Source organism: Cryobacterium psychrotolerans (assembly GCF_900101115.1).
In the GTDB taxonomy this organism is placed as follows: Bacteria; Actinomycetota; Actinomycetes; order Actinomycetales; family Microbacteriaceae; genus Cryobacterium; species Cryobacterium psychrotolerans.
Map to the genome: position 1 here is coordinate 72,928 of NZ_FNFU01000012.1, position 11,985 is coordinate 84,912.

11 protein-coding genes are annotated in these 11,985 nt (G+C 71.4%); 9 read left to right on the forward strand and 2 right to left on the reverse strand.

Going from position 1 to position 11,985, the window contains the following annotated elements; translation table 11 throughout:
• Nucleotides 1–167: 167 nt before the first annotated feature.
• Nucleotides 168–869 carry a transcriptional repressor LexA gene (gene lexA / locus BLQ39_RS10960; RefSeq protein WP_092323949.1) on the reverse strand — a complete coding sequence of 234 codons (702 nt, stop codon included), beginning with the start codon at nt 867–869 and terminating at the stop codon, nt 168–170.
• Nucleotides 870–1,149: 280 nt separating this feature from the next.
• Here lexA and BLQ39_RS10965 point away from each other — a divergent pair, with 280 nt between their 5' ends.
• From BLQ39_RS10965 to BLQ39_RS11005, 9 genes are all read left to right on the forward strand, one after another.
• Nucleotides 1,150–1,506: a LysM peptidoglycan-binding domain-containing protein gene (locus BLQ39_RS10965; RefSeq protein ID WP_092323951.1), complete on the forward strand. Its 357-nt coding sequence runs from the start codon at nt 1,150–1,152 to the stop codon at nt 1,504–1,506.
• A gap of 40 nt (nt 1,507–1,546) precedes the next feature.
• Nucleotides 1,547–2,632, forward strand: a complete 1,086-nt coding sequence (locus BLQ39_RS10970) for a histidinol-phosphate transaminase (RefSeq protein ID WP_092323952.1) — start codon at nt 1,547–1,549, stop codon at nt 2,630–2,632.
• Between the two features lie 9 nt (nt 2,633–2,641).
• Nucleotides 2,642–3,262 (forward strand): imidazoleglycerol-phosphate dehydratase HisB, encoded by a 621-nt coding sequence (gene hisB, locus BLQ39_RS10975; RefSeq protein ID WP_092323954.1) that lies wholly within the window; start codon nt 2,642–2,644, stop codon nt 3,260–3,262.
• Nucleotides 3,259–3,891, forward strand: coding sequence for an imidazole glycerol phosphate synthase subunit HisH (gene hisH, locus BLQ39_RS10980; RefSeq protein WP_092323956.1), 633 nt, complete (start codon nt 3,259–3,261; stop codon nt 3,889–3,891). The genes hisB and hisH overlap by 4 nt, the downstream gene beginning before the upstream one ends.
• Nucleotides 3,892–3,954: 63 nt before the next feature.
• Nucleotides 3,955–4,701 carry a bifunctional 1-(5-phosphoribosyl)-5-((5-phosphoribosylamino)methylideneamino)imidazole-4-carboxamide isomerase/phosphoribosylanthranilate isomerase PriA gene (priA, locus tag BLQ39_RS10985; protein WP_092323957.1) on the forward strand — a complete coding sequence of 249 codons (747 nt, stop codon included), beginning with the start codon at nt 3,955–3,957 and terminating at the stop codon, nt 4,699–4,701.
• Nucleotides 4,685–5,479 carry an SseB family protein gene (locus tag BLQ39_RS10990; RefSeq protein ID WP_092323959.1) on the forward strand — a complete coding sequence of 265 codons (795 nt, stop codon included), beginning with the start codon at nt 4,685–4,687 and terminating at the stop codon, nt 5,477–5,479. The genes priA and BLQ39_RS10990 overlap by 17 nt, the downstream gene beginning before the upstream one ends.
• 32 nt (nt 5,480–5,511) lie before the next feature.
• Complete coding sequence (locus BLQ39_RS10995) at nt 5,512–10,299, forward strand: Lhr family ATP-dependent helicase (RefSeq protein ID WP_092323961.1); 4,788 nt, start codon at nt 5,512–5,514, stop codon at nt 10,297–10,299.
• Nucleotides 10,292–11,071: a DNA-formamidopyrimidine glycosylase family protein gene (locus tag BLQ39_RS11000; RefSeq protein ID WP_092323962.1), complete on the forward strand. Its 780-nt coding sequence runs from the start codon at nt 10,292–10,294 to the stop codon at nt 11,069–11,071. Before BLQ39_RS10995 ends, BLQ39_RS11000 begins: the two co-directional genes overlap by 8 nt.
• A gap of 76 nt (nt 11,072–11,147) precedes the next feature.
• Nucleotides 11,148–11,543 carry an NUDIX domain-containing protein gene (locus BLQ39_RS11005; protein ID WP_092323964.1) on the forward strand — a complete coding sequence of 132 codons (396 nt, stop codon included), beginning with the start codon at nt 11,148–11,150 and terminating at the stop codon, nt 11,541–11,543.
• A gap of 116 nt (nt 11,544–11,659) precedes the next feature.
• Here the strand turns inward: BLQ39_RS11005 and BLQ39_RS11010 are convergent.
• The coding region (locus BLQ39_RS11010) for a transposase (protein ID WP_143006466.1) at nt 11,660–11,985 on the reverse strand (326 nt) is incomplete at its 5' end.

An 11,985-nucleotide genomic window follows, 5' to 3' on the forward strand; every position in this document is an offset into this window, starting at 1 on the left:
TCGGGCGGCCCGCAATCGGCCTCCAGCGGATCACCTGAACGGGAAGCACTCACCACATTCGGTGCGCGCCGCCGTTCCAGACTATGGCTGCCGAGTGGGCTGCGGGCGCGCACGGCGGCACCACTTCGGGGCGATCCGGGCGCGTCGCACAGCGCCCGGATCGTCGTTTATACCGAACGCAGCACGGCCACGACCTTGCCCAGGATCTCGGCGTGGTCGCCCACAATCGGTTCGAAGTTGGTGTTGCGCGGGAGCAGCCAGATGTGGCCGTCGCGCTGGCGGAAGACCTTGACCGTCGCCTCGCCGTCGAGCATCGCCGCGACGATTTCGCCGTTCTCCGCGTTCTTCTGCTGGCGTACGACGACCCAGTCGCCGTCGCAGATCGCGGCGTCGATCATCGATTCGCCGATCACCTTGAGCATGAACAGCTCGCCCTTGCCAACGAGCTGGCGGGGGAGCGGAAAGATCTCATCGATCATCTGGTCGGCCATGATCGGCACGCCGGCGGCGATGCGGCCGACCAGCGGCACCATGACGGCGTCGCCGACCTGCAGGCCGGACTGGAAGTTCTCCGTGGAGCCGGCCGCCACATCGTCGGGTGACTGCGGGAGCTCGATCAGCACCTCGATGGCGCGGGGACGGTTCGGGTCGCGGCGCAGGTATCCGCTCAGCTCGAGCTGGTTGAGCTGGTGCGTGACGCTCGAGAGGGATGAGAGGCCCACCGCGTCGCCGATCTCGCGCATGCTCGGCGGATAGCCGCGCTGGCTGACCGAGCGCTGGATGACATCCAGGATGGCGAGTTGCTTTTCGCTCAGGCTCTTGCGCCGACGGGTGCCGCCCTTCTCGCGGGAACCGGTGTCCTTGCTCACGTTCGTGCTCCTCGTGCCGGTCCGCAGACGGGGGGATGACCCTCGCGGAGGAATGTCGGTGGTGTCTGGTTGAGTTCAAAACGAACAATCTGACACTCGAAACTGTATCCGGCATAACCCCCGATAACAAAGATGTATTCGAGTGTGTCGCGGGTCTCATTCGGGTTACAACCGTAAATGTGCTTGATTGTTCGAACATTCGAAGATACATTCGGAACATAGGTTCGCATCCGGTCCTCCCGGCCGAGGGCCGGATGCGTTATCAACCAGGAGGTTCGACATGAACGCAGCAGTCAGCACGTCCACCCATCTGCGCCTCACCCGCCGCGGCCGCGTCGTGTTCACCACGCTCGCAGCGCTGCCCCTCGTCGCCGTCGCGCTCGTCGTCGCCCTCAACGGCGGCATGGCGTCCGCCGAGGGCGCGAGCGATTCCACGGGAGCCGACACGGCCGGCGTGGGGAGCGTTGAATTCGACTACGTCACCATCAACCCGGGCCAGTCCCTCTGGCAGCTGGCCGAGTCCCTCGCACCGACCAGCGATCCTCGCGACCTGATCGCGGAGATCGTCAGCCTCAACCAGCTCACCTCCGAGAGCGTGCAGTCCGGGCAGCGCCTGGCCCTGCCGGCCGGCCTGTAGCCACGGCGTCCGTCCGCGGGCCGCGGCTAAGATCGAGCAGGTGACGAACCTCAGTGATCTCCCCCTCCGCGACGACCTGCGCGGCCTCACCCCGTACGGTGCGCCCCAGCTGCACGTGCCCGTGGCGCTCAACGTCAACGAGAACACGCACCCCATCCCGGAGCCGGTCGCCCGCGACATCGTGGCGGCATTGGCCAGGGCCGTGTCCACGGTGAACCGGTACCCCGATCGCGAGTTCACCGAGCTGCGCGAGAGCCTGGCCGGCTACCTCGGACACGGGCTCACCCGGGAAAACATCTGGGCGGCCAACGGCTCCAACGAGGTCCTGCAGCAGGTGCTTCAAGCCTTCGGCGGCCCCGGCCGTTCGGTCCTCGGCTTCGCGCCCACGTACTCGATGTACTCCATCCTCGCGTCCGGAACCGGCACGCGCTGGATCGCCGGCGACCGCGACCCGGATTACGAACTCACGCCGGCCACCGCCGTCCGGTGGGTACGGGAGACCACCCCCGACCTCGTGTTCCTCTGCTCGCCCAACAACCCGACCGGCACGCCCCTCTCCCTCGACACGATCGCGGCCGTGTATGACGCGACCGACGGCATCGTCGTCGTCGACGAGGCCTACGCGGAGTTCGCGCCCGTCGGCGCGCCGAGCGCCCTCACCCTTCTCGCCGGGCGCGAGCGGCTGCTCGTCTCCCGCACGATGAGCAAGGCCTTCGCCTTCGCCGGCGCTCGGGTCGGCTACCTCGCCGCCGATCCGGCCGTCACGGATGCGCTGCGACTGGTGCGCCTCCCGTACCACCTGTCCGCGCTGACGCAGGCGGCCGCGTGCGCCGCCCTGGCGCACACCCCCGAGATGCTGGCGATGGTGGAGGACATCCGCGACCAGCGCGACCGGCTCGTCACCGAGCTGACCAGGCTCGGCTTCACTCCGTACCGCAGCGGCAGCAACTTCGTGTTGTTCGGGGGAGTGGCCGACCCGCGGGCGACCTTCGACGCGCTGCTGGCCGAGGGCATCCTCATCCGGGATGTCGGCATCCCCGGCCACCTTCGCGTGACCGCCGGCACCGAAGCCGAGACGACGTCATTCCTTGACGCTCTGGCACGCCGCGGTCCCGCCGCCGAATAAACTAGGCGTATGAGCTCATCCACTCCGTCCTCGCCCCGCGTCGCTCAGCTTCACCGGGAGACGAGCGAATCGAGCATCGAACTCTCCCTCAACCTCGACGGGACCGGGGTCGGCGACATCCAGACCTCGGTGCCCTTCTTCGACCACCTGCTGACGGCGTTCGCGAAGCACTCCCTGACCGACCTCACCGTGCGTGCGCGCGGCGACATCGAAATCGACGTGCACCACACCGTCGAGGACATCGGAATCGTGCTCGGCCAGGCGATCAAGCAGGCTCTCGGCGACAAGTCCGGCATCTCCCGGTACGGTGACGCCCTCGTGCCGCTGGACGAGGCCCTCGTGCAGGCGGTCGTGGACATCTCCGGGCGGCCGTACCTCGTGCACACGGGCGAGCCCGCAGGCTTCGAGTTCCACCTCATCGGCGGGCACTTCACCGGGTCGATGGTGCGGCACGTCTTCGAGGCCATCAGCTTCCACGCCGCCCTGACCGTGCACGTCACCGTCCTGGGCGGGCGCGACCCGCACCACATCGCCGAAGCGGAATTCAAGGCGTTCGCCCGCGCGTTCCGCCAGGCCAAGGCGATGGACCCGCTCGTCTCGGGCATCCCGTCGACCAAGGGCGCCCTGTGACCTCCGTCGTCGTGTTCGACTACGGCACGGGCAACGTGCACTCCGCTGTGAAGGCGCTCGAGCTGGCCGGGGCGGAGGTGACGCTGACCGCTGACCGCCGACAGGCGCTCGAGGCCGACGGCCTCGTCGTGCCCGGCGTGGGCGCGTTCAGCGCGGTGATGGCCGCACTCAAGGCCGTGCGCGGCGACGACATCATCGACCACCGGCTCGCCGGCGGCCGACCGGTGCTGGGGATCTGCGTGGGCATGCAGGTCATGTTCGAGCACGGCGTCGAACGCGGCGTCGACACCGAGGGTCTCGGCGAGTGGCCGGGTACCGTCACGCAGCTGAAGGCCCCCGTGCTGCCGCACATGGGCTGGAACACCATCACACCCGACACCGACTCCGTACTGTTTCGCGGCCTCGAAGAGGAACGCTTCTACTTCGTTCATTCCTACGCAGCGCAGGAGTGGACGCTCGACGTCATGCCGCCCTTCCCGCGGCCCCGCCTGACCTGGGCCGATCACGGAGGACCCTTCCTCGCCGCGGTCGAGAACGGACCGCTGTCGGCGACCCAGTTCCACCCGGAGAAGTCCGGCGAAGCGGGCATCCGCCTGCTGTCGAACTGGCTCGGCTCGCTCCGCGACTAGCCCCCCACAGTTCATCCGCGCCGCCGAAACCGGCGGCCACCCCGAGCAAGGACACCGCACACCATGAGCGAACTCGTCAGCACCCCGCGCCTCATCCTCCTTCCGGCCGTCGATGTGGCCGACGGCAAGGCCGTCCGACTCACCCAGGGGGAGGCCGGCACGGAAACCAACTACGGCGACCCCGTGGATGCCGCCGCCGACTGGGCGGCTCAGGGCGCGGAATGGATCCACCTCGTCGACCTCGACGCCGCCTTCGGCCGCGGCAACAACACCGACGTGATCCGGAAGGTCATCGGCCACCTGGATGGCGTCAACGTCGAGCTGTCCGGCGGCATCCGCGACGACGCCTCGCTCGAGGCGGCCCTCGGCGCCGGGGTGCGCCGGATCAACCTGGGTACCGCGGCGCTGGAAAACCCGGAGTGGGCCGCCTCGGTCATCGCGCAGCACGGCGACGCCATCGCGGTCGGCCTGGACGTGCGCGGCACGACGCTGGCCGCGCGCGGCTGGACGAAGGAGGGCGGCGACCTCTGGGAGGTTCTCGAACGCCTCGAAGAGGCCGGCTGCACCCGGTACGTCGTCACCGACGTCACCAAGGACGGCACCCTGCAGGGCCCCAACATCGAACTGCTCCGCCAGGTCCTGGAGCGCACCGACCGCCCGGTGATCGCCTCCGGCGGCATCTCGAGCCTCGCCGACATCGCCGCCCTCCGCGAACTCGTTCCGCTCGGCCTCGAGGGCGCGATCGTGGGCAAGGCCCTCTACGCGGGCGCCTTCACCCTGGGTGAGGCACTGGATGTCGCGGGCGACTAACCTCGGATCCACCGGCCGGCCCGACGGTCCGGCCGACTCGGCCGGGCAGCCCTGGGCCGGGCGAGAGTTCCGGGCGAATACGAGCGCCGAAGACGACGGATCGGCGCCGGAGCACCTGCTCGAGGCGCTCCGCCGGTTCCGCGCCCGCGAGACCGGCGAGGAGAGCGTGATCGACGCCATCCGGGACTCCCGCCTGCTCGTGCCGCTCGTGACGGAGCTGGGGGAGTCCGGCACCACCGCCGGTGGGCTCACGATCGACAAGAGCCAGGAGCTCTCGATCATCACCGTGGCCGGCCCGGACGGCCGGAACGTGCTGCCCGTCTTCACCTCGGCTGCCGCGATGGCCGCGTGGAATGCCGAGGCCCGGCCGGTGCCCTCCGACGCGAACCGGGTGGCCCTCGCCGCCGCCCAGGAGAACACCGACCTGGTCGTGCTCGACCCGACCTCGGCCACCGAATTCGTGATCCGGCGCCCGGCGCTCTGGGCGATCGCCCAGTCGCAGCCGTGGCTGCCCAGCTACGCGAGCCGGCCGGTGGCGGATGCCTTCGCCGCCTCCATCGCGACCGAGCTGTCCGTGCTCTCCGTCGCGCTCGGCGCCGGGGACCCCGACGCCCGCCTCGACGGGCCGGAACTGGTCGTGCGGCTGGAACTGGTCGACGGCCTGACCCAGGCCGAACTCGACGCCACCCTCGCCCGGCTGGCAGCGCGCTGGGCCGCGGACGACGTGATCGCGACGTCCGTCGACTCGCTCCGCGTGCAACTGGTCGCCTCGAGCTAGGAGTTGTCGGTGGGATCGGCAAAGATGAGCAGATGAACGAGGTGCTCGGACGCTTCTCGCCGGCCACCCGGGCGTGGTTCCGGGAAGCGTTCGCCGCGCCCACGGCCGCACAGCTCGGGGCCTGGGATGCGATTTCCCGCGGCTCGCACGCGCTGGTCGTCGCGCCGACCGGGTCGGGCAAGACCCTCGCCGCGTTCCTCTGGGCGATTGACCGCCTCGCGGCCGCCCCGCCGGCCGCCGGGGGCGCGGCGCCGGGCACCCGGGTGCTCTACATCTCCCCGCTCAAGGCCCTCGGCGTCGACGTGGAACGCAACCTCCGCGCACCCCTCGTCGGGATAACCCGGGCCGCGGCGCGACTGGGGTCCGAACCGCCGCAGGTGAGCGTCGGCGTGCGTTCGGGAGACACCCCCGCGGCCGACCGGCGGGCTCTGGTGAAGTCGCCGCCGGACATCCTCATCACCACCCCCGAGTCGCTCTTCCTCATGCTCACCTCCGCGGCCCGCGACTCCCTGCGCGGCGTCGACACGGTCATCGTCGACGAGGTGCATGCGGTGGCCGCCAGCAAACGCGGGGCTCACCTCGCCCTGTCGCTCGAGCGGCTCGACGCGCTGCTGACGAAACCGGCTCAACGCATCGGGCTCTCCGCTACGGTGCGGCCTGCCGCCGAGGTGGCCCGCTTCCTCGGTGGGGCGGCGCCGGTCGAGATCGTCGCGCCGGCCTCGGGCAAACGGTTCGACCTGCGGGTGGTGGTCCCGGTCGAGGACATGAGCCGGCTCGGCGCCGCCCCGCCGCGGGAGGGCATGCCGGGCGAGGGACAGCCACGTGAGGGATCGGCGGCATCCGTGCCCCAGTCAGGCTCGATCTGGCCGCACGTCGAGGAGGCCATCGTCGACCAGGTGCTCGCGCACACGTCTTCGATCGTCTTCGCGAACTCCCGGCGCCTCGCCGAGCGGCTGACCGCGCGCTTCAACGAGATCTACGCCGGGCGGATGGCGTGGGCCGAGGCCGACGCGCCGGTCACGGCCGGCGCGTCCGCCTGGCCGGCGGCGTCCGTCGCGACGGCGAACGCCACGGCGACGGCCGCGCCTCGGCAGCCCGCCGAGCTCATGGGGGCCAGCGGCCGCAGCGAGGGCGCCGAACCGCTGCTTGCCCGCGCCCACCACGGCTCGGTGAGCAAGGACCAGCGGGCGATCATCGAAGACGACCTCAAGTCGGGCAGGCTGCGCTGCGTGGTCGCCACGTCGAGCCTGGAGCTCGGCATCGACATGGGCGCCGTCGACCTGGTGGTGCAGGTGGAGTCCCCGCCGTCGGTCGCCAGCGGGCTGCAGCGCGTGGGCCGGGCCGGGCACCAGGTCGGCGAGGTCTCGCGCGGCGTCATCTACCCGAAGCACCGCGCAGACCTCATCCACGCCGCGGTCGCCGCCGAACGCATGGTCGCCGGCCTGATCGAGTCGCTCGCCGTGCCGACGAACCCGCTGGACATCCTCGCCCAGCAGACCGTCGCGGCGACGGCCCTCGAACCCATCGATGTGGAGGAGTGGTTCGACACCGTGCGCCGGAGCGCGCCGTTTGCCACGCTGCCGCGGTCGGCCTACGAGGCGACGCTCGACCTGCTCGCCGGCCGGTATCCGTCGGACCAGTTCGCCGAGCTGCGCCCGCGCATCATCTGGGACCGCGAAGCCGGAACGCTGACCGGACGACCCGGCGCGCAGCGGCTTGCGGTGACCAGCGGCGGCACGATCCCCGACCGCGGCCTGTTCGGCGTCTTCATGGCCGGGGACCAGGCCACCGGCCGGCGGGTCGGCGAACTCGACGAGGAGATGGTCTACGAGTCCAGGGTCGGCGACGTCTTCGCGCTCGGCGCGACGAGCTGGCGCATCCAGGAGATCACCCACGACCGCGTGGTCGTCACCCCGGCGTTCGGCGAGCCCGGACGGCTGCCGTTCTGGAAGGGCGACGGCCTCGGCCGCCCCGCCGAACTCGGCCGGGCGATCGGCGCGTTCACCCGCGAGGTGTCGGCCGCTCCTCCGGCGGAGGCCCGCGCCCGGTGCGCCGCCGCCGGGCTCGACGAGCGCGCGGTGACCAACCTGCTCGCGTTCCTGGCCGAACAGCGCGCCGCCACCGCCCACCTGCCCACCGATCGCACCCTCGTCGTCGAACGGTTCCGCGACGAACTCGGCGACTGGCGGGTCGTGCTGCATTCCCCGTACGGCATGACCGTGCACGCACCGTGGGCCCTCGCCGTCGGCGCCCGGGTGCGCGAACGCTTCGGCATCGACGGCGCCTGCATGGCCGCCGACGACGGGATCGTCGTGCGCATTCCCGACACCGAAGCCGAGCCGCCCGGCGCGGAACTGTTCGTCTTCGACCCCGACGAACTCGAGCAGCTCGTCACCGACGAGGTCGGCGGGTCCGCCCTGTTCGCCGCGCGGTTCCGCGAATGCGCCGCCCGGGCACTCCTCCTGCCGCGCTACGACCCCGGCCGCAGGTCGCCGCTCTGGCAGCAACGGCAGAAGGCGTCGCAGCTGCTCGACGTGGCCCGCACCTTCCCGACCTTCCCGATCATCCTCGAGACCGTGCGCGAATGCCTGCAGGACGTCTACGACCTGCCCGCGCTGACCCTGCTCGCCCGGGAGATCGCCGCCCGCTCGGTGCGCCTGGTCGAGACGACGACGGATGCCGCGAGCCCGTTCGCGAGCACCCTCCTGTTCGGCTACGTCGCCGCGTTCATGTACGAGGGGGATTCCCCGCTTGCCGAACGCCGGGCCACCGCGCTCTCGATCGATTCGGCCCTGCTGGCCGAGCTGCTCGGCCGCGTCGAGCTGCGAGAGCTGCTCGACCCCGCGGTGATGGAGCTCACCGACCTGGAGCTGCAGCGCCTCGCGGAGGGAAGGCGGGCCCGGGGGATCGAGGGCGTGGCCGACCTGCTGCGCGGACTCGGCCCGCTGACCGTCGACGAGGTGGCCGCGCGCCTGGAGCCGGATGCGTCTGCGCCGCCGTCACCGAGCGCGTCGTCACCGATCGCGGCGTCACAGGACGCCCCTTCGACCGAGCACGCGAGCGTAACCCAGGCCGAGTCACACCTCACCGCACTGGTCGCCGCTCGCCGCGCCATCCGGGTCGGCTACGCCGGACACGAGTGGTGGGCGGCCATCGAGGATGCGAGCCGCCTGCGGGACGCGCTCGGCGTTCCCTTGCCGATGGGTATCCCGGATGCCTTCACCGAGTCCGTGGCCGACCCTCTCGGCGACCTGGTCAGCCGGTATGCGCGCAGCCACGGGCCGTTCACCGTCGCCGACGTGGCCGCCCGATTCGGCCTCGGCACCGCCGTGGCGCTGGGCGCGCTGAGGCGGCTCGCCGACGCGCGCCGCCTCGTCGAGGGTGAGTTCCGGCCGACCGGAACCGGCAGCGAATGGTGCGACGCCGAGGTGCTGCGCCGTCTGCGCCGACGGTCCCTGGCCGCACTCCGGCACGAGGTCGAACCGGTTGACCAGGTGACCGTCGGCCGTTTCCTGCCGGCCTGGCAGCATGTGGGCGGCAAGCTCCGCGGGATCGACGGCGTCGCATCCGTGATCGAACAGCTGGAGGGGGTGCGGATCCCCGCCTCGGCCTGGGAGTCGCTCATCCTCCCGGCCCGGATCGCCGCGTACAGCCCGGCCATGCTCGACGAACTGACCGCGACCGGCGAGGTGCTCTGGGCCGGCTCGGGCACGCTGGCCGGCAACGACGGGTGGATCAGCCTGCACCTGGCCGAGACGGCGCCGCTCACCCTGCCGCCTCCGGTCGACCGGGAGACCACGCTCCTGCAGCGGGAGATCCTGGCGACCCTCGGCGGCGGGGGAGCGTACTTCTTCCGCCAGCTCGCGGATGCCGTCGGCAGCCAGGACGACGCCGACCTCGCTGCGGCGCTCTGGGACCTGGTCTGGGCAGGGCTGATCGGCAACGACACGTTCGCCCCCGTGCGCTCGCTCATCCGCGGCGGACGCACGGCCCACAAGATCGCAAGGTCGGCGCCCCGGGCCCGGCTGCACGACGGCCGGCCTCTCGCCCGGCCCCGGCTGCCCAGCCGGAGCGGCCCGCCCACCGTGTCGGGGCGATGGTCGATCCTTCCGCTGGCCGACGACTCGGCCACCCGGCGCGCGCACGCGCTCGCCGAGACCCTGCTCGAACGCTATGGGGTGGTGACCCGGGGTTCGGTGACGAGCGAGGGGGTGCCCGGCGGCTTCGCGCTCGTCTACCGCACCCTCAGCGGCTTCGAGGAGACCGGGCGCGCTCGCCGCGGCTACTTCGTCGAAGGTCTCGGTGCCGCGCAGTTCGCCGCCGGAGGCACGATCGACCGCCTGCGCTCCTTCACCGCGGACAGCAGCGCGGCCGATCGGTCGGGGGGTTCGGTTCCCGCGCGCCCCGCCGTCACCCTCGCCGCGACCGACCCGGCGAATCCGTACGGCGCGATGCTGCCCTGGCCGGCCTTGCCGGAGGGCACCGGACACCGGCCGGGCCGGAAGGCCGGCGCCCTGGTGGTGCTCGTCGACGGTTCCCTCGTGCTCTACGTCGAACGCGGCGGCAAGACCGTGCTGGCGTTCGGTCCGGCAAGCGAAACCGGCGGCGCCGGCACCGCGTCCGGCGCTCCTGCCGCCCCCACCGACGAAATCCTCGGGGTCGCCGCGGTGTCCCTGGCCGCGGTCGTCACGGGCGGAGGGGTCGAGAAGCTCGCCGTGCAAACGGTCAACGGACAGTTCGTGGTCGGCACCCCGGTGGGCGCTGCGCTGCAGGCCGCCGGGTTCGGGCTGTCGCCGCAGGGGCTGAGACTCCGTGCCTGAGGGCGACACCGTCTTCCGCACCGCGCGCACCCTCGACCAGGCGCTGCACGGGGAGCTGCTGACCGGTTGCGACCTCCGGGTGCCGGCCTTCGCGACCGTCGACCTGGCCGGCGAGCGGATGCATGAGGTCGCCAGTCGAGGGAAACACCTGCTGATGCGGGTGGGGGAGGCGAGCATCCACTCACACCTGAAGATGGAAGGCGCCTGGCACCTCTACCGGCACGGCAGCCGGTGGCAGCGGCCGGCCTTCCAGGCGAGGGCCGTGCTGGAAACGGACGACTGGGTCGCCGTCGGCTTCGACCTCGGGCTGCTCGAGGTGCTGCCGCTGGCTCGGGAGGCCGAGCGGCTCGCCTGGCTCGGCCCCGACCTCCTCGGCGCCGACTGGGACCCCGACGAGGCCGTGCGCCGCATCCGCTCCGAGCCCGAGAAGCCGATCGCCGTGGCCCTGGCCGACCAAAGCAACCTGGCCGGGCTCGGCAACGAGTACGTGAACGAGCTGTGCTTCCTCCGCGGCATCCTGCCCACCCGGCAGGTGGCGGCGGTGACGGATGTTCCGGGGCTGGTCGACCTCGCGCACCGACTGATCCTGGCCAACCGCGACCGAGCCGAACGCACAACGACCGGCAACACCCGGCGCGGGGCGCAGAGCTGGGTGTTCTCCCGCGCCGGCCAGGCCTGCCGGCGCTGCGGTACCCGCATCGAGAGTGGCAGCCTGGGGCGGAACGAGCTCGAGCTGCGGAACACGTTCTGGTGCCCGCGCTGCCAGACCTAGCCCGGCGCGATCCGGTCTCGACAAGCTCGACCACCGGAGCTCGACCACCGAGTCGGCGGGGGCCTACTCTGTCGGCATGGGAATCACGCTGGCAGCGGCGGCTGTCGTCAGGGACGACACCGAACGGTTCCTCCTGGTGCTGCGGGCCGAGCAGCCGGAGGCCGGGCGGTGGAGCGTCCCCGGCGGGAAAGTTCTGCCGGGCGAGACCTTCGAGGCGGCGGCCGCCCGCGAGGTGCTCGAGGAGACCGGTGTCACCGTGCGGATCGAACGCGAACTCGGCACCCTCGACCGCGCCGACGGACGCGGGGGCATCTACGCGATCCACGATTTCGCCGCGGTCTATGTCAGCGGCGAGGTCGTCGCCGCAGACGACGCCGCCGATGCCCGCTGGTTCACCGCGGCCGAGCTGGTCACGCTGCCGTTAACGAGGGACCTGATCGGCGCCCTCATCCGCTACGGCGTCTACCCCTGACCCTTCCCTTTCTCCGCCGCCTCAGACCCCGCGAACCCGCAGCTGTGCGCGTTATGAGCGCGTTTTAACGCGCACAACTGCGGGTTCGCGGAGGGAGGACGTAGGAGGGGAGGGAGCTAGGGCGTGTCTCCTAATTCGTGTAACCAGATGGTGATGGCGCGGAGGACGACTCCTCCGCGGTAGGTGAGGGCGAGTTTGTCGTAGCGAGTGGCGAGGCCGCGCCACTGCTTGAACGTGTTGAATGAGCGTTCGACGACGTTGCGGCGCTTGTATGCCTCCTTGTCCAGGCCGATGGTCCGACCGCCGTTTCGGCCGCGGCGTTTCCGGTTCGCGACCTGGTCGGAGCGCTCCGGGATCACGGTTTGGATGCCGCGGGTGCGCAGAAATTCCCGGTTCGCCTTGGACGAATACGCCTTGTCGCCCAGCAGTCGGTCGGGGCGGG

Coding starts and splice junctions, on each gene's coding strand:
- BLQ39_RS10965 (WP_092323951.1), top strand. CDS start 1,150: ATGAACGCAGCAGTCAGCACGTCCACCCATCTGCGCCTCACCCGCCGC.
- hisB (WP_092323954.1), top strand. CDS start 2,642: ATGAGCTCATCCACTCCGTCCTCGCCCCGCGTCGCTCAGCTTCACCGG.
- priA (WP_092323957.1), top strand. CDS start 3,955: ATGAGCGAACTCGTCAGCACCCCGCGCCTCATCCTCCTTCCGGCCGTC.
- BLQ39_RS10990 (WP_092323959.1), top strand. CDS start 4,685: ATGTCGCGGGCGACTAACCTCGGATCCACCGGCCGGCCCGACGGTCCG.
- BLQ39_RS10995 (WP_092323961.1), top strand. CDS start 5,512: ATGAACGAGGTGCTCGGACGCTTCTCGCCGGCCACCCGGGCGTGGTTC.
- BLQ39_RS11005 (WP_092323964.1), top strand. CDS start 11,148: ATGGGAATCACGCTGGCAGCGGCGGCTGTCGTCAGGGACGACACCGAA.